Raw genomic sequence first — 18,529 nt, forward strand, 5'->3', positions numbered from 1 at the left:
GGCTGGAGTTGGGGAAGGTCCAGCCCAGCGTCCAACCGTTGACCGGGTCGCCGAGGTTCTTGATGGGCCCCCGTCCGGACGGAACGCGGTTGATCAAGAGGTTTGCGTCACCGAATGCCACTCTGCTGACGCAAACCTCTTGATCACGCTTCTCAGGCGCGGTTGGTTGGCTCGGGGAGGGGTTCGTTTGGGGCGCGGTGGCGGCGGACGGTGTGGGTGAGGAAGAGCACCCAGGCGACGGCGGCCACCACTCCGGCGAGGGTTAGCGCGGTGACCAGCAGCCAGGTGGAACCCCCGGCGGCGGCGAAGACGCCCTTGCGCGCGCCCGTGTCCAGTGCGGGGGCCGTCTCGCCCGTCGACAGGGTGTCCGGGGCGTCGTAGAGGATCACGTCCGCCCGCTTGGCACCGTCGTCGGCCACGAAGTCGCCGTGCCAGGTGCAGCTTCGACGGGAACACTCCTCCGAGACGGCCGTGAAGGTGCCCGCGGTGCCGCCACCGCCCTTGGCCTGCCAGGCCGGTCCGAGATCACCAACGCCCAGCAGCAGACCGATGCCGGCGATGACAGGCAGGCCGACCCAGACGAAAATCTTGGCCCGCCAGTCGCTGATCTTGTTGAAGATTTCCACGGCGGGAGACACTAACGGCAGGCAGCCGCTCCCGCCGCCCCGTTTCGACGGTCCCCGCGCGGCACGCGTCCGCAGGCCCTACGGCTGCCGCCGCTCACCCTCGTCGGACTGCTCGTCCTCGCCGGCCAGGGCGGAGCGGAGGCGCTCCTTCTCTGCCTTGCGACGAGCCGTGGCCTCGGCCATCTCGTGGGCCATCTCGTCGCGCCAGCCGCGCAGCAGGAAGAAGGAGAGCGCGGCGGAGAACGCCAGCGCCAGGATCAGCTTCAGGAAGATGTCCACGTCGACCAGCCAGAGGGCCGCCAGTACGGCGACGAACAGCCCGATCCGGCCCAGCGTGTACTTGAGCGCCGCGCTCACCTCATGTACTCCTTCTCCGCGCCCGATGGGCGGGTCACTCAGCCCGTCCGGCGGGCCAGCCAACGGACGCCGGGGAACCAGATCGTCGCGTACGCCACGGTGAACGCCGCCGCCGCCAACGCGCCGGACAGCAGCGGCGGCAACCCCGCGCCCAGCCCGGCGACCAGCAGCCCCACGAACACCGCGACCGCCGCCGCGACGAGCGCCGCCACCACCCGGGCAGCCCCGAACCCCCAGGCGCGGAAGTCGTCCCAGAACAGCCAGGCCGGCAGGATCACCGCGAGCCAACCGTTGGTGTGCCCGAAGTCGGCAGCGCCGAACGAGGCGAACGCCCACTCGAACAGCACGAGCGCCAGCACACCGATGACCAGGCCGGCGAGGCACACCCCGAGCAGGTCACCAAGCGTACGGACGCGCCCCTCGGCGTCTCGTCGGGGGAAGCCGCCCTGCTGCTCGGCGCTGCGCTGCTCGGTCATCGACTGCGAGGGTACGTGGTGTCTCAGGCCCAGACCTGCTGCGGCTCGGCGCGGCGCTCGGCCAGCGACGGCGCCCGGTCGTACTCCCGGACGACGTTGTAGCGGGTGTCCCGCTCGACCGGCTGGAAGCCGGCGTCCCAGATCAGGTTCAGCAGGTCGTCGCGGTGCATGGTGTTCGGGGTGCCGTACGAGTCGGCGTCGTGGGTGATCTTGTATTCGACCACCGAGCCGTCCAGGTCGTCCACGCCGAAGTTCAACGAGAGCTGGGCCACCGACAGGCCGTGCATCACCCAGAAGTTCTTCACGTGCGGCACGTTGTCGAACAGCAGCCGGGACACGGCGAACGTCTTCAGCGACTCGGCCGGGGAGGCCATCGTCGTGCGCGCCTGGATCCGGTTACGGATCTTGCCGTCCGCCGAGTCGACGAAGTCGTGCTGGTAGCGCAGCGGGATGAAGACCGCGAAACCGCCGGTCTCGTCCTGCAACTCCCGCAGGCGCAGCACGTGGTCGACGCGGTGCCGGGGCTCCTCGATGTGGCCGTACAGCATGGTCGCCGGGGTCTTCATGCCCTTGCTGTGGGCCAGGGCGTGGATGCGCGACCAGTCCTCCCAGTGGCACTCGTGGTCGACGATGTGCTGGCGGACCTCCCAGTCGAAGATCTCCGCGCCGCCACCGGTCAGCGACTCCAGGCCGGCGTCCATCAGCTCGTCGAGAATCTCGTCGGCGCTCAGGCCGCTGATCTTCTCAAACCACTGCACCTCGGTCGCGGTGAAGCACTTGAGCTTGACGTTCGGCAGCGCCGCCTTCAGCTCGCGCAGCACCTTCGGGTAGTAGCGCCACGGCAGCGTCGGGTGCAGGCCGTTGACGATGTGCAGCTCGGTGAGCTGCTCATCCTCCATCTCCTTGGCCTTGCGGACCGCCTCGTCGATGCGCATCGTGTACGCGTCCTTCTCGCCCGGCTTACGCTGGAACGAGCAGTACGCGCAGGACGCCGAGCAGACGTTCGTCAGGTTGAGGTGCCGGTTGACGTTGAACATCACCCGCTCACCGTTCAGCTCGGTGCGCTTGTGGTGCGCCAGCCGCCCCAACCAGGTCAGGTCGTCGCTGTCGTAGAGGGCGACGCCGTCCTCCCGGGTCAGCCGCTCACCGGCGTACACCTTCGCTTCGAGCTCACGCTTGAGTCCGGCGTCCATGGCACGTCCCTTCCACCTGCGGTCTTTCCCGAGGGTACGTCGACCCCCCGGTGGGCCGGGCGGCACGGTCCGCGACAGCGACCCACTTCACCGGACTCTCAGCCTCCCGTAACCCGCCGATGCATCGACATCACTGCCGCCGTGCGGTAAGACAAGGTGGGGCGGAACTCACACACTGGTACCGTCCCGACGGTCGCGCCCACCGAGCGCGACGACGAGCACCGGACGGGGAGCGGAATGGTCGACAGCGGGCGCGGGCGACGGCAGCGACGACGGAGCCCGGTGATCTCGCCGGTGCTGCGGCCGAAGCTCTGGGCCGCCCTGCTCGGCGCGATCGCCGCCGCCGTGCTGGCCACCCCCGCGTACGCCGAGCCAACCGTGCCCTCGACCGTGCCGGACACCGGCGCGCGTCCACCGGCCATCGGTGCCCCGCAGGTGCCCGGCAGCCCGCCCCTCGCCGGCGTCCCGGCCCCCCCGGTCAACCTCGGCAACGGCCCGCTGGCCGCCCAGATCGCCGCCGCCGAGAGTCAGGTCGGCCTGCTCGGCGACCAACTACTGCTGACCCGACAGAAACGTACCGACGCGCAGGCGCAGCTCGTCGCGGCCGGCAAGGTGCTGGCGACCACGCAGGACGCTCTCCTCCGCGCCCAGCAGGCAGCCGACTCCGCAGCCTCGGACGCGGTCAAGGCGGCCGCCGCCCTGCCGCCGGGTGACTTCGTCGACGACATCCAGGGCCTGAGCCGGCTCCAGCGCATCAACCGTGGCGAGAAGGTCGAGGGTGCCACCACCGCCGTGACCGGCGAGTTGGCGCGGGCCCGGGCCAGCGAACAGACCGCCTACCAGGCACACACCGCGGCCAAGGCGGCCGTCGACGCCGTCGAGGCGGAGTTCGCCACCGGCGAGAATGCCCTGCGCACCGCCGAGGCCAGCCTGCTCAAGCTCCGCAAGGACAACGCCGCCCAGCTGATCCTGCTCGAACGGCAGCAGGAGGCCGCCGAGCAGCAGTTCGGATCGGGCTACGTCGCCGGCCAGAGCACCAGCGGCATGTCCGCGCACCCGCGGGCGCTGGCCGCCGTCCGGTACGCGCTCGCCCAGCTCGGTGACCCGTACAAGTGGTCCGAGGAGGGGCCGGACCAGTTCGACTGTTCGGGTCTGATGTGGGCCGCGTACCGCTCCCCGGGCGCCGACTACTTCGATCTGCCCCGGGTCTCCCGCGACCAGTACGCCGCCACCCGGTCCCGCACCGTACGACCCAGCGAGGCGCTCCCCGGCGACCTGATGTTCTTCGCCTCCGGCAGCAGCTACACCACGATCCACCACGTCACCATGTACATCGGTAACGGCAAGATGGTGCAGGCGCCCACGACCGGCGACGTGGTCAAGGTCTCGGTGGTCAACTGGTCCCGGCTCTACGCCGTTACCCGGGTGATCGGGGCGGTGCCGACCCCGAACGTGCCCCTTCCGCCGGTGCCGCCGCCGGCCACCAGCAAGCCGACGCCGCCCGCGAAGCCGACGCCCACCCCCAAGCCGACCCCCACCGGCAAGCCGACCACGAAGCCGCCGACCCCGCCGACCGGCACGGGTACGCCGAAGCCCACCGGTACGCCGACCGGTACGCCGGAGCCGACCGGCGGCACCTCGCCGACCCCGACGGACAGCCCGACCAACACGCCGACGACGCTGCCGCCGCCCCCCACCACGGCACCGGCCAGCTCATCGGCCTCCGCCGCCAGCACGCCGTCCACCAGCCGGAGCGGGACGACCAGCGACAGCCCGAGCGCGGGACGCTGATCCGCCACCGGGGCTCCGGCTGTCCGCCTGGGACGATCTGTGGCACGGTGACAACCAGGCACACCCGGTCCGACGTCACGGGCCGGGTGCGAGCGTGGCGCGGAGGGCGGAGATGGCCGAGCAGAGAGATCCGGCGGAGAGTGTCGACGTCGGCCGGGCCGCGGGGCTGACGACCGCGGATCCGACGACCGCTGATCCGACGACCGACGCCGGCTCGCCGGCCGGTGCTCCCAGCGCCACGCTGACCAGCGCCGACCGGGACACCGCGCTCACCGACGCCGCGGTGCGGGACGGGAACGCCGCGCTCGACGGCGACACCGGCGACGGGGTCGCGGAGTCCGATGGAAAGGCCGCCGGCACGTACGACGCGACAGCCGGAGACGACGCCGCGGGCGACCCCGTCGACGACGCGCACGGCCACGGGGCGGACGTCGAGCCGTCGGAGGACGCCGCCGCTGATCCGACCGCCGCCCCGGTGCGGGCGCGGGCCAGCGTCGCGACAGCCCACCCACGCCCCGGTGATCTGCCGGTGAGCGCTCCAGCCACCGCGACCACCTACCGGGCGGCCGGCTCGGCCAGCACACTGCCCGCACAGCGGGACAGCTCGCCCGCACCGGCATCGGCCGACACCTCGACCGCCCCGGCGCGCGCCAGCGCGACGGCGTCGGTGACCGCCAGCGCCACCGCGCCGGCCAGCGCCACCGCCACCGGCCCGACGCCGACGCAGGCCACGGGCCCAACGCCAGCGCCCGTCACCGGCTCGACGCCGACGCAGGCCACCGCCACGGGCACCGCCACCGGCCCGACGTCGGCGCGGGCCAGCGCCACGGTCCCCGGCAGCAGCCGGGTCGCGGCCGGCGGCGGGGCCGCGCCGGAGCCCCGGGCGAGCACGTCCGCCGTCTACCGGTCGGGACCGGTGAATCCCGAACCGCCCGAGCCGGCGCAACCCCCGGAGCCGGCGCAGCCGCCCGCGCGTCCGGCCCCGGAACCGACACCGCCGGGGCCGGGCGAGCCGGAGCCCGCACCGAGCCCGGGGCCGTACCCGCCCGGTCCGACGCCGACGCCGGGCCCCTTCCCCACGCCCCGACCGGACCCGGTGCCGCCGGTTCCGGGACCGCCCGTGCCACCACCCTCGCCGATGCCGCCTGTCCCGGGGCCGCCGACGCCACCCGTCCCCGGGCCGCCGATGCCACCGCCGGGCCCGCCGGTGCCCGCGCCACCGCCGCAGCCCGGCCCGATGCCGGCGCCACCGTTCCCGCCGCCACCAGCCACGACCGGCACGCCGGGCGCACCCGCCACGGGGTCGGTCTCCGCGCCGCCGGCCACCTTCTCCGGATGGACCGCCGCGCCGCCCGCCCCGGGCAGCGCCTGGGCCGGGACACCCGGGTCCGCCCCGCCGGTGGTTCCCGCGCCCGCGCTGCCGACGTGGCCGCCGTCCACCACCACCCCCCTGACCGGCGGTTCGGACCACCGGACGACCACCCCGCACGGCGGGCCCGAGCGGCGGAGCACGACGGCCGGTGGTCGTACCGGAGCCCGTGCCGGCGGCGCTGACCAGGCGGGCACCGTCTACGCCAGCGGCGACGGGCCGGGTTTCACCACGATCGCCCTACCGGCGAACGCGGCGGTGGAGAATTCCGGCTCGCTGACCGGGCACATCCTCGCCCAGGGCTGGTCGGACACCCCGGCGGAGCGCTCCCGGAACACCCGCGTGGTGATCGTCCTGATCGCCGCGTTGGGGCTCCTGATCGGGATCAGCGTGCTGGTCGTCCTGCTCGCGAACAACGCCCTGGACGGCCTGATGGGCGGCATGCTCGACGGCTGATCGACACCACGGCTGCGAGGGTGAGTCCGCCCACTACGGTCGGTCAACCGGCTGGCGACTCCGCCGAATCGCCGTACACTGGTCGGGATCACTGACCTGGCGCGCCCGATGTGCGCCCATGGGCGATCTTGCGGGCGATCCGGCGGCACAGCCGCGGCAGGCCATCGCGAAGATGCGCCCCGCTTGAAAGGCATTTGTTGACCACCTCTGCTGACCCCAGCACCGTTCCGTCCGTTTTCGATTCCGCCACGACGGCGGTCGACGCCCCCGTGACGTCCGACGCCCCCGTGACGATCGACGCCCCCGAGACGTCTGACGCCGTTCCCGCCGAAACCGCCGAGTCGATCGACTTCGCCGGTCTGGGCCTGCCCGAGCCGCTGGTTCGCGCTCTGGCCCGACAGGGCATCACCGCACCCTTCCCGATCCAGCAGGCCACCGTCCCCGACGCCCTCGCCGGGCGGGACGTGCTCGGTCGTGGGCAGACCGGGTCGGGCAAGACCCTCGCCTTCGGCCTCCCGCTGCTGGCCCGCGTCGCCGCCGGGCGTCCGGCGCGTCCGATGCGGCCACGCGCCCTGGTCCTGGTACCGACCCGCGAGCTGGCCATGCAGGTCAACGACGCGCTCCTGCCGTTGGGCAAGGCGCTCAACGTGTTCCTGAAGACCGCCGTCGGCGGTGTTCCGTACGACCGCCAGATCGACGCGCTCCGGCGGGGCGTGGAGATCATCGTGGCGACCCCGGGCCGGCTCGGCGACCTGATCGAACGGGGCATCTGCCAGCTCGACGACGTCGAGGTGACGGTGCTCGACGAGGCCGACCAGATGGCCGACATGGGCTTCCTCCCCGAGGTGACCGAACTGCTGGCGAAGACGCCGGCCGGCGGTCAGCGCCTGCTCTTCTCCGCCACTCTGGACGGCGACGTCGACGCGCTGGTCAAGCGATTCATGAACGACCCGGTGACGCACTCCACCGCGCCGTCCACCGCCTCGGTGTCCACCATGGACCACCACGTGCTGCTGATCCCGCCGCACGACAAGTTTCCGGTGACCGCCTCGATCGCGGCGCGGGACGGACGGACCATGGTGTTCGCGCGTACGCAGATGGGCGTCGACCGGCTGGTCGACCAGTTGGCCGCGGTCGGCGTGCGGGCCGGTGGGCTGCACGGCGGCAAGACCCAGCGGATGCGGACCAAGACCCTCGCCGAGTTCCGTGAGGGTCGGATGAACGTCCTGGTCGCCACCGACGTGGCGGCCCGTGGTATCCACGTCGACGGGGTCACGCTGGTGCTGCACGTCGACCCGCCGAAGGACCCGAAGGACTACCTGCACCGTGCCGGTCGTACCGCCCGCGCGGGCGAGTCCGGCGCGGTCGCCACGCTGGTGCTGCCCAAGCAGCGCCGTACCACCCTCGCGATGATGGAGAAGGCCGGCGTCGCGCCGGCCGAGACCCGCGTCCGGGTCGGCGACCCGGTGTTGGCGGAGCTGATCGGCGCCCGCGAGCCCAGCGGCGTTCCGGTTCGTGTCGAGGCGGAGCCGCGCGGCTTCGGTGACCGCTCCGGCGGTGGCCGACGGTTCGACGACCGCTCCGGCGGCCCGCGCCGGTTCGGCGACCGGCCGCAGGGCGAGCGCCGGTACGGCGACCGTCCCCAGGGCGAGCGCCGGTACGGCGACCGGCCGACGGGCGACCGGCAGTACGGCGACCGCCCGCAGGGCGAGCGCCGCTACGGCGACCGGCCCACCGGCGAGCGCCGCTTCGGCGACCGGCCGACGGGCGACCGGCAGTACGGCGACCGTCCCCAGGGCGAGCGCCGCTACGGCGATCGGCCCACCGGCGAGCGCCGGTACGCCGATCGCGACAGTCGCGGCTACGGCGACCGCCCGCAGACCGACCGGAGTGACCGACCGGCCGGTGAGCGCCGCTTCGGCGACCGCCCGCAGGGCGACCGACAGTACGGCGACCGGCCGACGGGCGAGCGCCGCTACGCCGACCGGCCGCAGGGCGACCGACAGTACGGCGACCGCCCGCAGGGCGAGCGCCGCTACGCCGACCGGCCGACGGGCGAGCGCCGCTTCGGCGACCGCCCGCAGGGTGACCGCCCGCAGGGTGACCGGCAGTACGGTGACCGGCCGACCGGTGAGCGCCGCTACGGCGACCGGCCGCAGGCCGACCGGGGCGACCGGGGTGAGCGGCGCTTCCCGGACCGCGACAGCCGGGGCGGCTACCGCTCCGAGGGCCGTGGTCGGGACGACCGACCGCGTGATGATCGGCGGGGTTTCGGCGGGCGGCCGCCGGCGCGTACCCACTGATCTTCCGATCCACGCCGAACGCCGTCGCGGAGCTTGTGCTCCGCGGCGGCGTTCGCGCATGCGCTGCCGACCGCGTCCGGGTCGCGTAACGTCCGGCTCATGGCGACCATGACCAAGTCGATCTTCTGGTCCCGGACGGACACCGCCGGCAGCGAACATGCCCTGCTCGACGACGGCGACGCGTTGTCGGCGCGCGGCACCGTGCTCGCCGTCGATCCGATTCCGTTCACCGCCCGCTACCGGCTGACGACCGCGCCCGACGGGAGCACCGCCCGGGTCGAGGTCGAGGCCGAGGGGTCGGGTTGGCTTCGGCGCGTGACCCTCGAGCGGGCCACGTCCCGGTGGCGGGTCACCACCGCCGAGCAGGGCGACCTGGATGCCGCACTGGTCGGGGCCGGACACCCGCGCGCCGGCCTGCCCGGCACCGACGACCCGGATCGCCTCGCCGACGCGCTCGACGTCGATCTGAGTGGCTCGCCGCTGTTCAACGCCCTTCCGGTACGCCGGCTCGGGTTGACCCGCGGACCGGCCGACATGCCGCGCCGGATCACGGTCGCGTGGGTGCTGCTGCCGGGCCTGGAGGTGGTGCCGGCCGAGCAGATCTACACCGGGCTCGGTCCGGGCCGGGTACGGTTCGCCAGCGGCACCTTCACGGCCGATATCGACCTGGACGCCGACGGGTACGTGGTGCGCTATCCCGGTCTTGCCGAACGGATCGACCCCCGCTGACGGCAGCGCGGGCCCGTCGTCGGACCGGACAGGCAGCTCAGGCGGGCCAGTCGCCGCTGCTCAGGAAGCGCTCGACGGTCGCAGCGTGCGGCGTCAGGTCGAGGCCCTGGGCGGCGACCCAGTCGTCGGAGTAGTACGTGTCGGCGTACCGGTCACCGGCGTCGCAGATCAGGCTGACCACCGAGCCGGTCCGCCCCTCGGCCAGCATGCCGGCGATGAGGCTGAACGCGCCCCACAGGTTGGTGCCGGTGGAGCCGCCCACCCGACGACCGAGCACCGTCGAGCCGGCGCGCATGGCGGCCAGCGAGGCCGCGTCCGGCACCTGGACCATCCGGTCCACGACCGAGGGCAGGAAGGACGCCTCGACCGTGGGCCGGCCGATCCCCTCGATGCGGGAGCCCTTGCCGGTGCGTACGGACCAGTCGGCGGCCACCCAGGCGGGGTAGAAGGCGGAGTTCTCCGGGTCCACGACGCAGAGCTTGGTGGCCAGGCGGCGGTAGCGGGCGTACCGGCCGATGGTGGCGCTGGTGCCACCGGTGCCGGCGCCGACCACGATCCAGGCCGGGATGGGGTGTCGTTCCAGCTCCAACTGCGCGTAGATCGACTCGGCGATGTTGTTGTTACCTCGCCAGTCGGTGGCCCGCTCGGCGTACGTGAACTGGTCCATGAAGTGGCCGCCGGAGTCCTCGGCCAGCCAGCGGGCCTCGACCACCACGCCCGCCGGGTCGTCCACCAGGTGGCACCGGCCGCCCTGGAACTCGATCTGCGCGATCTTCTCGGGCGAGGTGGAGGCGGGCATCACGGCGATGAACGGCAGGCCGAGCATGCGGGCGAAGTACGCCTCGGAGACCGCCGTGGAGCCCGAGGACGCCTCGACGATCGTGGTCTGCGGCCCGATCCAGCCGTTGCACAGGCCGTAGAGGAACAGTGAGCGGGCCAGCCGGTGCTTCAGCGAGCCGGTCGGGTGGGACGACTCGTCCTTGAGGTAGAGGTCGATCCCCCACGCCCGGGGCAGCGGGAAGGGCAGCAGGTGGGTGTCGGCCGAGCGGTTGGCGTCGGCCTCGACGGCGGCAATCGCCTCGGTCACCCAGCTACGGCTGGCCTCGTCGCACCGGTCGAGATGAGTCACGCCCGGAAACCTAGCAACCAGCTCAGGTGGGCTGCGGACCGACCGCCTGGGGGCGGTTCTCCCACTTGGTGGAGAGGGCGATGGCGGTGCGCGTGGAGGCGACCCCGGGGGTCCGGTTGAGCCGCACGATGAGTTGCTCCAGCTCGGCGATCGTGCCGACCCGGGCCTTCAGCAGGAACGACTCGACGCCCGCCATGAAGTAGCAGGACTCGATCTCGGGCAGCACCCGCAGCGACTCCAGCATGTCGTCGGAGTCCGCGCCGGAGTCCTCGACGATGCCGATCAGCGCGGTGACGCCCAGCCCGATCGCCTCGGGCGCCACGTCCGCCCGGTAGCCCAGCACCACGCCGCTGCTCTCCAGCTTGCCGACGCGTTCGTGCACGGCCGGGGCGGAGAGGCCCACCTGTCGGGCCAGCTCGGCGTACGACAGGCGGGCGTTGCCGCGCAGCAGGTCGACGAGGCTCAGGTCGATGGCGTCCACGGAGAGTGACCTTAACGCGTTGGGCGTAACGCGAGGCCTTCGGCATCCGTTGGTCAGAACAGTGAGTAACTGTTCATAAACTGACGGTCTAGGTAGGGGTTGCACCAGTACCATTTACTAACTTCCCAGTCAGTGCATTTTTCGCGTTTGGCGGACAGGCCAGGTCCCTGGTGCTGTAATTGCCATACGTCCCTCATGACGGCTCTGGGCTCGCACCAGCCGGGGGCAGTGTGTTCAGCCAGGGGCTTCGTCGACGCGAGGAGGGGGCTGTGGACACTGGAGATCGCCTGCTGACACCGGGTGAGGTCGCCGCGCTGTTTCGGGTAGACCCGAAGACTGTGACGAGATGGGCGGCGGCCGGCCGGATAGGAAGCATCCGGACTCCAGGCGGGCATCGCCGGTTTCGGGAATCCGAGGTGCGAGCCCTGCTTGAGGGGGAGGGCATGCTGGACGAGGTGGACGAGGTCGGAAAGCCACGCAACGTGGGTCCGGCCGCCTCCACCGGGCCGGGTCCGGCCAACGCCGGCATGTACTGAACTGGTGCGGACAATGTCAGGCGGACCGGACACCTGTCCGGTCCGCGCACCACTGCAACCCAGGTGACGGCTCAGCTCCGGGCCGCGCCGAGTTGGCCGGACCACCGGCGGAACAGGGTGTGTGGCACGCCGAGCGCGTCCAGCACCTTGCCGGCCACGAAGTCGACCAGTTGCTGCGCGCTGGCCGCCGCGCCCGCGCCGTAGAAGCCGGGGCTGGCCGGCAGCACGACCGCGCCGGCGTCGTGCAACGCGATCAGGTGCTCCAGGTGGCTGCGGGTCACCGGGGTCTCCCGGGGCACCACCACGACCGGTCGGCGCTCCTTCAGGTTGACCTCCGCGGCACGTTGCAGCAGATCCTTGGAGAGCCCGATCGCGATGCCGGCGCAGGCCGCGGTGCTGGCGGGTACGACGGCCATTCCGCGTACCCGGTAGGAACCGCTGCTGGGTCCGGCGGCCAGGTCGCCGGCCGGCCAGTGGCGTACGTCCGCTCCGGTCAGGTCCCGGCCCAGCCAGGCCGCGAGGTCTTCGGCCCAGTGCGCGTCGCGGAACGAGCGCCCGGTCTCGTCCAGCAGGGTAAGCCGGGCCGCCCGGGACACGATGAGGTCCACCGGCTCGCCCGCGTCGAGCAGCCCGCCGACGACGGCCGCCGCGTACGGCGTACCGGAGGCCCCGGAGACACCGACCACCCATGGTTCCCGCATGCCCCCAGCCTGCCTGGTCGACGCCGCGCGCCGCTGGGCACCCCACGATCCGCCGCGCCGCAGCCGCCCGACTTGTCCGGCCGGGTAGGTGGTTATCCCGCCGACCTGCGATGCTGCCGATGGCGATTCGCACCGGGAGCAGTTCGCACGGGAGGCATCGGTGACGACCGGCGAGGTCCTCTGGGCGCTGCGCGCCGAGTGCCCGATCCCACCCCGGCTCTCGCCGCACGCCGACCAGGTCCAGCAGTGGCTCGTCGACATCCTGCCCGAGCTGGGCATGCCGCTGGACGACGCCGCGCTGCACCGGCTGGCTCGGGGCGGCTTCGCCCGGTACGCGGGACGGCTCTACCCGGACGCCAGCGAGGCCGACCTGCGGGTGCTGACGGCCCTCTTCACCTGGTTCTTCCTCGTCGACGACGCCTGCGACGGCCCGCACCGAATCAGCCCGGCGCAGATCCGGGCGCTGCGCGACGGGACGTTGGCACTGCTGCACGACGGTCCCCGCCTCCGGCACGGTGGGTTGACCGGGCCGCTGCGGCGACTGCTGGTGCTGGCCTGGCGGGAACCGCGCAGACGGATGCCGTCCCGGTGGCGGCTACGTTTCGCCGACGCGGTGGGCCGGCACCTCGACGGCACCTGGCGGGAGGCGGCCAACAAGGAGGCCGCCGTCCGACCCGGCGTGGACGAGTACGTCGAGCTGCGACGGGCCACCTCGGCGGCCGAGGTGTCGTATCCGCTGGTGGAGTTCGTCGGCGGCCGGCCCCTGCCCGATCCGGTCTACCACCATCCGCTGCTGCGCCAGATCGCCCGCACCGGCAACGACCTGCTCTCCTGGTACAACGACCTGGCCTCGCTGGAGAAGGACCGGGCCACCTCGGGCGGGCACAACCTGGTCCTGGCGACACAGGCCGAGTGGGGCGTGTCCTCGGACGAGGCGGTACGGCGGGTGGCCGAGCGCTGGCGCGAGTCGATGCGGCGGTTCGTGGCGCTCCGCGCCGCCGTGCCGTCGTTCGGGCCGGCGTTGGACGAGGCCGTCACCGACCATCTCGACGGGGTCGCGTACGCCGTGCGCGGCACCATCGACTGGACCCTGGAGAGCGGCCGCTACCCGACGGCCGCGGCCGGCTAGCTAGGGCCGCAGGCCGAGGCGGATCACCAGGTCGAGCAGGGCGAAGACGAACAGCGCGATGCCGACGAACCCGTTGGCGGTGAAGAACGCCCGGTTGACCTTGCTGAGGTCGGTCGGGCTGACCACCAGGTGCTGGTAGGCGAACGCGACGGCGGTCAGCGCCAGGCCGACCCACCACAGCCAGCCGAACCCGATCAGCGCCCCGAACCACACGAACAGCCCGAAGGTCACCACGTGCGCGAGCGTCGAGGCGTGCAGCGCGAAGCGGCGACCGTACCGGGCGGGCACGCTGTGCACGCCGATCTGCTGGTCGATCTCGGAGTCCTGGCAGGCGTAGATCAGGTCGAAGCCGCCGATCCAGAGCCCGACCGCCGCGCCGAGCAGCCAGGCCGGCCCGGAGCCGTCCAGGGTGCCGGTGACCGCGAGCCAGGCGCCGACCGGGCCGACCGCCTGGGCGATGGCGAGGATGGCGTGCGGCCAGTTGGTGAACCGCTTGCCGTACGGGTAGACGACCAGCGGCACCACGGCGAGCGGCGCGAGCACCAGGCAGAGCGGGTTGAGCAGCGCGGCGGCGGCGAGGAACACCACGAGCGCGACGGCCGCGCCGGTCCAGGCCGTCCGCACGCTCACCGCCCCGGTGACCAGTTCCCGTCCGGCGGTACGCGGGTTCCGGGCGTCGATCCGACGGTCGAGGATCCGGTTGGCGGCCATCGCGAACGTCCGCGCGCCGACCATCGCCACGGTGATCAGCAGCAGGTCGAGCCACCGCACGTGCCCGCCGTTCACCTGCATGGCGGTCAGCGCCGACAGGTACGCGAACGGCAGCGCGAACACCGAGTGCTCGATCGCGACGAGCTTGAGGAAGGACTTGACCCGGCCCGGCTTCTCCACGGGTGCGTCGAGGACGGCCATCAGATCCCGTACTCCTTCCAGCGCTTGTCGACCAGGGCCGCGACTTCCGGGGCCATGGTCATCTCCTCCGGCCATCCTCGGGTGTAGCCCTCGGTGGGCAGCTTGCGGGTCGCGTCGACGCCTGCCTTGCCGCCCCAGAACTGCTGGTACGACGAGTGGTCGAGGTGGTCCACTGGTCCCTCGGTGAGCAGCAGGTCACGGGCGTAGTCGACGTTGCCGAACGCGCGAAAGGCCACCTCGTTGTAGTCGTGCACGTCGCAGTCCTCGTCGACGATCACGATCAGCTTGGTGAGCGACATGAGGTGCGCGCCCCAGATCGCGTTCATGACCTTCTGCGCGTGCTTCGGGTAGCGCTTGCGAATCGACACGATCGCGCAGTTGTGGAACACCCCGGCGGCCGGCAGGTCGTAGTCGACGATGTCCGGGATCATCAGCTTGAGCAGCGGCTGGAAGATCCGCTCGGTGGCCTTGCCGAGGCCGTGGTCCTCCTGCGGCGGCTTCGACGTGACGATCGAGTGGTAGACCGGGTCGCGCTGCATGGTCATCGCCTCGATGTGCAGCACCGGGAACGGCTCGACCGGCGTGTAGAAGCCGGTGTGGTCGCCGAACGGCCCCTCGGGCAGCCGCTCGCCGGGCTCCAGGTAGCCCTCCAGCACGATCTGAGCGTGCGCCGGCACCTGCAACGGCACGGTGAGGCAGTCGACCATCTCCACCCGCTCGCCGCGCAGGAACCCGGCGAACAGGTATTCGTCGATGTCGCCGGGCAGCGGCGCGCTTGCCGCGTACGAGACGACGGGGTCGCAGCCGATCGCGATCGCGACCGGCAGGCGCTGCCCGAGTCGTTCGGCGACCGCGTGGTGCGCGGTGGAGTCCTTGTGGATCTGCCAGTGCATGCCGAGGGTGTTGCGGCCGTGCTGCTGAAGCCGGTAGAGGCCCAGGTTGCGCTTGCCGGTCTCCGGGTGCTTGGTGTGCGTCAGCCCGTAGTTGTGGAAGATCCCGCCGTCGCCGGGCCACACCTGCAACCCCGGCAGCCGGCCCAGGTCGACGTCGTCGCCCCGGTAGACGACCTCCTGGCAGGGCGCGGTCTTGACCTTGCGCGGGGGCACCGACTTGAGCTGCATGACCTTGCCCAGGCCCTCGCGGATGCCGGACCATCCGACCGGCAACTCCGGCTTGATCAACGCGCCGATCCGCGCGCCGACCTCGTCCAGCGAGTCGACGCCGAGGGCCATCGCCATCCGCTTCTCGGTGCCGAACAGGTTGATCGCCACCGGCATCTCACCCCGGGTGGGGTGCTCGAACAGCAGCGCCGGCCCGCCGGCGCGCACCGTGCGGGTGACCACCTCGCTGATCTCCAGGGTCGGGTCGACGGGGACGTCGACCCGACGCAGCTCCCCCGCGCGCTCCAGCGCCGCGAGGAAGTCCTTGAGATCGGTGTACGGGAAGCCACGAGCCATGTCGCCCAGTCTCCCGCACCGGGTGCGGCGCGGCCCACGCCGGGTGCTGTGAGACCCGCGACGACCCCGGCGAGCCCCGGCCTGTCCGGTCGGGTTTCCGGAAGTCGGGGTGTCCAGCGGCCGGGGACGGCCCGACTTCCGGGAACCCGAGTCGATCAACGTTCGAGCGCCGTGTCGCAGGCATGCGCGCCGTGCGCAGGCATGGCCGCCGGTCGAGCGGGTAGCCGGGCAGCCGGCAGACGGGGGCGGCGGATGGGTGGCGATCGGGTTCCGGCGGGGTTCACCGAGCAACGGGCACGGGTCGGTCGGATGACCATGAACTATGTCCGTGGTGGCAGCGGCCCACCGCTGGTGCTGCTGCACGGGTACCCGCAGTGCTGGTACATGTGGCGGCACCTGCTGCCCGAGTTGGGGCGGTCCTTCGAGGTGGTCGCGCCCGACCTGCGCGGCTTCGGGGACAGCGACGCCCCGGTCGACGGGTACGACAAGAAGAGCGTCGCCGCCGACCTGCACGGCCTGCTCGACCAACTCGGCCTGGTCAACGACCTGCGAGTGGTCGGGCACGACCTGGGGACGATGGTGGCGTACGCGTACGCCGCCGCCCATCCCGACCGGGTGAGCCGGCTGGCGCTCACCGAGGCGCCGATCCCCGACGAGAGCATCTACACGTTTCCCGCGCTCACCGCGGCCGGGCCGGCGGTGTGGAACTTCGGCTTCTTCACGCTCGACAACGGGCTGCCGGAGGAGCTGGTCCGTGGGCGGGAGTCGCTCTGGGTGGACCGGTTCACCGACGCCCTGATGGTGCACAAGGGCAGCATCAGGGCGTCGGACATCGAGGAGTTCGCCGGCCACCTGCGCGACCCGGCGCACCTGCGGGCGAGCTTCGCCCACTTCCGGGCGTTCGACCGGGACATCGCCGACAACGCGACGTACCGGGCCACGAAGCTCACCATGCCGGTGCTGGCCGTCGGCGCGGCGGCCAGCCTCGGCGGCCAGGTCGCCGAGCAGGTACGCCGGTACGCCGACACCGTTCGCGGCGAGGTGATCGACGACTGCGGGCACTGGCTGTACGAGGAGCGCCCGGACGTGATGCTCGCCCTGCTGCGCGACTTCCTCGCGGCCTGAGCCCGGGTTAGGTCAGTGGGTGCGGGCCACGCGGCCTGAGCAGGAGCCCTGGGGTCAGGGCGTGCGGGTCAGCTCGACGAAGGAGCGCCACGCGGCCGGGCTGAAGGTCAGCACGCCGCCGTCGCGGTCCTTCGAATCGCGGACGTGCACCCGGCCGGGCAGGTTGTCGGCGACCTCGACGCAGGCGCCGCTGTTGTTGCCGCTGCGGGTGGACTTGCGCCACTGAGCTCCGGTCAGATCCATGGCTTCACGATCTCCTCGAGCAGGTCGATGGACTGCTGCCGGGGCAGCGCGTCGCTGCGCAGACTCTCCCACCTTCCGAGCAGGGTCGCCACCTCGTTATTCTCGTCGACGGCGGTGCCACCGGTCTGGTTGTCGAGAAAACCGAGCCAACTGCCGTCGGCGGTGCGGCCCAGGATGAACGGCCCGAACATGCCGGCGTGCAACCCGACCGCCTGGGGCAGCACGTGCACCCGGATGTGCGGGCGGCGGGCGCACGCCACCAGGTGCCGGAGCTGGCCGGCCAGCACCCCGGCGTTGCCCTCGGCGAAGCGTCGCAGGGCGGCCTCGTCGATCACGGCGGTGAGCTGCGGCGGGTGCTCCCGGTCGAGGATCGTCTGCCGTTCCAGCCGGGCGGCCACCAACTCCTCCACCCGCTCGGCGGTGAGCCCCAGGTCGAGCCGGAACACCGCGCGGGCGTAGTCGGCGGTCTGCAACAGCCCGGGAACCATCGTCGCTTCGAAGCACCGCAACTGGGTGGCCACCCGCTCGACCTCCAACCAGGGGCGGAACCACACCGGCTCGGCGTGCCGACGACCCAGCTCGCGTAGCGAGACCAGCAGGCCGCCGGTGTCGAGCACCTCGTCGGCCCGGGTCAGGTACGCCAGGTTGGGCACCGTCGAGCCCACCTCGACCGAGGACACCATGGACGGTGAGTAGTGCGCCCGTTTGCCGTACTCCTCCTGGCTGAGCCCGGCCGCGAGCCGGGACCGCCGGAGCTGGTCTCTGATCATTTCCGCTGTGGACAGTGTCGTGGTCACCGCGCCTCACCTTCCGCTGCCGAGGAGGCCCATCGGCCCTTCTGGCGCAAGGTAGCGGAACCGCGACCCTGAGTCAGCCTCTGCCGGCATGTCGCGGTAACGCGGCTCGCTCAGGACACGGGCGGCGTCCAGGCGTGAGCGGCCAGCGGCGGGTCGAGCGGCGCGCGGGTGAGCCGGTTGGCGAAGGTGGACATGGTGTACGCCCCGACCCCGAGCACCACGTCCAGCGCCTGCCGGGGCTGGTAGCCGACCGCCAGGAAGGCTTCCAGCTCCTCGTCGGGCACCGCGCCCCGGTGCTCGAGCACGGCCAGCGTGAACTGGCGCAGCGCTTCCAGTCGCGGCTCGGGCAGCTTCGTGCCGGCGCGCAGCGCGGTGATCAGCGCGGCGCTCGCGCCGATCTCAGTGATCTTGCCGGTGTGCAGGGCCACGCAGAAGTGGCATTCGTGGGAGGTGGAGAGGGCCATGATGACCACCTCCCGCTCGACGGGCGCGAGGCTGGTCTGTTCGAATCCCGCACTGGCGGCGAGGAAGCCGTTGAGTAGCTGTGGCGACTCGGCAATCAGGGCCACCGCGCTGGGCAGCCAGCCGAATCGGCCGCGTACTCCCTCGATGGCCCGGCGTGCGGCGGCGGGTGCGGTCTCGGCGGTGTGGGTGGTGAAGACGGACATGGTTGCCTGCCCTAAGATAGTCAACGTGGTTGACGAAATAGTAAACGTGGT

General features: G+C 72.3%; 19 protein-coding genes. 7 read left to right on the top strand and 12 right to left on the bottom strand.

What is annotated here, in order from left to right:
- Positions 1 to 152: 152 nt before the first annotated feature.
- The 4 genes from AB0I89_RS30245 to mqnE all read right to left on the bottom strand — a co-directional run bounded on the left by AB0I89_RS30245 (position 153) and on the right by mqnE (position 2,652).
- Complete coding sequence (locus tag AB0I89_RS30245) at positions 153 to 626, bottom strand: hypothetical protein (RefSeq protein WP_357133702.1); 474 nt, start codon at positions 624 to 626, stop codon at positions 153 to 155.
- Between the two features lie 78 nt (positions 627 to 704).
- On the bottom strand, positions 705 to 983 hold the full coding sequence (locus AB0I89_RS30250) for a DUF4229 domain-containing protein (RefSeq protein WP_357133704.1): 279 nt from the start codon (positions 981 to 983) through the stop codon (positions 705 to 707).
- A 38-nt stretch (positions 984 to 1,021) separates the two neighbouring features.
- Positions 1,022 to 1,459, bottom strand: coding sequence for a hypothetical protein (locus tag AB0I89_RS30255; RefSeq protein WP_357133706.1), 438 nt, complete (start codon positions 1,457 to 1,459; stop codon positions 1,022 to 1,024).
- A 23-nt stretch (positions 1,460 to 1,482) separates the two neighbouring features.
- Complete coding sequence (mqnE, locus tag AB0I89_RS30260) at positions 1,483 to 2,652, bottom strand: aminofutalosine synthase MqnE (RefSeq protein WP_357133708.1); 1,170 nt, start codon at positions 2,650 to 2,652, stop codon at positions 1,483 to 1,485.
- Positions 2,653 to 2,889: 237 nt separating this feature from the next.
- Here mqnE and AB0I89_RS30265 point away from each other — a divergent pair, with 237 nt between their 5' ends.
- From AB0I89_RS30265 to AB0I89_RS30280, 4 genes are all read left to right on the top strand, one after another.
- Complete coding sequence (locus AB0I89_RS30265; RefSeq protein WP_357133710.1) at positions 2,890 to 4,443, top strand: NlpC/P60 family protein; 1,554 nt, start codon at positions 2,890 to 2,892, stop codon at positions 4,441 to 4,443.
- Positions 4,444 to 4,555: 112 nt separating this feature from the next.
- A complete protein-coding gene (locus AB0I89_RS30270; RefSeq protein ID WP_357133712.1) occupies positions 4,556 to 6,268 on the top strand; it encodes a hypothetical protein in 1,713 nt (570 codons plus the stop codon).
- Between the two features lie 293 nt (positions 6,269 to 6,561).
- On the top strand, positions 6,562 to 8,571 hold the full coding sequence (locus AB0I89_RS30275) for a DEAD/DEAH box helicase (RefSeq protein ID WP_357133843.1): 2,010 nt from the start codon (positions 6,562 to 6,564) through the stop codon (positions 8,569 to 8,571).
- Between the two features lie 108 nt (positions 8,572 to 8,679).
- Positions 8,680 to 9,300 carry a putative glycolipid-binding domain-containing protein gene (locus AB0I89_RS30280; RefSeq protein WP_357133845.1) on the top strand — a complete coding sequence of 207 codons (621 nt, stop codon included), beginning with the start codon at positions 8,680 to 8,682 and terminating at the stop codon, positions 9,298 to 9,300.
- A 37-nt stretch (positions 9,301 to 9,337) separates the two neighbouring features.
- Here AB0I89_RS30280 and AB0I89_RS30285 read toward each other — a convergent pair whose 3' ends face one another.
- Positions 9,338 to 10,429: a PLP-dependent cysteine synthase family protein gene (locus AB0I89_RS30285; RefSeq protein WP_357133714.1), complete on the bottom strand. Its 1,092-nt coding sequence runs from the start codon at positions 10,427 to 10,429 to the stop codon at positions 9,338 to 9,340.
- A gap of 22 nt (positions 10,430 to 10,451) precedes the next feature.
- Entirely contained in the window at positions 10,452 to 10,910 is a 459-nt protein-coding gene (locus AB0I89_RS30290) for an Lrp/AsnC family transcriptional regulator (protein WP_357133716.1), read from the bottom strand.
- Between the two features lie 269 nt (positions 10,911 to 11,179).
- Here AB0I89_RS30290 and AB0I89_RS30295 point away from each other — a divergent pair, with 269 nt between their 5' ends.
- Positions 11,180 to 11,446: a BldC family transcriptional regulator gene (locus tag AB0I89_RS30295; protein WP_007454516.1), complete on the top strand. Its 267-nt coding sequence runs from the start codon at positions 11,180 to 11,182 to the stop codon at positions 11,444 to 11,446.
- A 71-nt stretch (positions 11,447 to 11,517) separates the two neighbouring features.
- On the opposite strand, the gene AB0I89_RS30300 is transcribed toward AB0I89_RS30295, so the two are convergent.
- Complete coding sequence (locus AB0I89_RS30300) at positions 11,518 to 12,147, bottom strand: UbiX family flavin prenyltransferase (RefSeq protein WP_355048303.1); 630 nt, start codon at positions 12,145 to 12,147, stop codon at positions 11,518 to 11,520.
- A gap of 160 nt (positions 12,148 to 12,307) precedes the next feature.
- Between AB0I89_RS30300 and AB0I89_RS30305 the strand changes: the two genes are divergently transcribed.
- Complete coding sequence (locus AB0I89_RS30305) at positions 12,308 to 13,276, top strand: terpene synthase (RefSeq protein ID WP_357133718.1); 969 nt, start codon at positions 12,308 to 12,310, stop codon at positions 13,274 to 13,276.
- Here AB0I89_RS30305 and mqnP read toward each other — a convergent pair whose 3' ends face one another.
- Complete coding sequence (mqnP, locus tag AB0I89_RS30310) at positions 13,277 to 14,188, bottom strand: menaquinone biosynthesis prenyltransferase MqnP (protein ID WP_357133720.1); 912 nt, start codon at positions 14,186 to 14,188, stop codon at positions 13,277 to 13,279.
- A complete protein-coding gene (locus tag AB0I89_RS30315) occupies positions 14,188 to 15,645 on the bottom strand; it encodes a menaquinone biosynthesis decarboxylase (RefSeq protein ID WP_357133722.1) in 1,458 nt (485 codons plus the stop codon). Before AB0I89_RS30315 ends, mqnP begins: the two co-directional genes overlap by 1 nt.
- 309 nt (positions 15,646 to 15,954) lie before the next feature.
- Between AB0I89_RS30315 and AB0I89_RS30320 the strand changes: the two genes are divergently transcribed.
- Complete coding sequence (locus AB0I89_RS30320) at positions 15,955 to 16,770, top strand: alpha/beta hydrolase (protein ID WP_357133724.1); 816 nt, start codon at positions 15,955 to 15,957, stop codon at positions 16,768 to 16,770.
- Positions 16,771 to 16,824: 54 nt separating this feature from the next.
- On the opposite strand, the gene AB0I89_RS30325 is transcribed toward AB0I89_RS30320, so the two are convergent.
- The 3 genes from AB0I89_RS30325 to AB0I89_RS30335 form a co-directional block, all read right to left on the bottom strand.
- Positions 16,825 to 17,013, bottom strand: coding sequence for a DUF397 domain-containing protein (locus AB0I89_RS30325; RefSeq protein WP_357133726.1), 189 nt, complete (start codon positions 17,011 to 17,013; stop codon positions 16,825 to 16,827).
- Positions 17,004 to 17,783: a helix-turn-helix transcriptional regulator gene (locus tag AB0I89_RS30330; protein WP_357133847.1), complete on the bottom strand. Its 780-nt coding sequence runs from the start codon at positions 17,781 to 17,783 to the stop codon at positions 17,004 to 17,006. Before AB0I89_RS30330 ends, AB0I89_RS30325 begins: the two co-directional genes overlap by 10 nt.
- Before the next feature lie 137 nt (positions 17,784 to 17,920).
- Positions 17,921 to 18,478 (bottom strand): carboxymuconolactone decarboxylase family protein, encoded by a 558-nt coding sequence (locus AB0I89_RS30335; protein ID WP_357133728.1) that lies wholly within the window; start codon positions 18,476 to 18,478, stop codon positions 17,921 to 17,923.
- Positions 18,479 to 18,529: the final 51 nt, after the last annotated feature.

This window comes from Micromonospora sp. NPDC049801 (assembly GCF_040656575.1).
In the GTDB taxonomy this organism is placed as follows: Bacteria; Actinomycetota; Actinomycetes; order Mycobacteriales; family Micromonosporaceae; genus Micromonospora.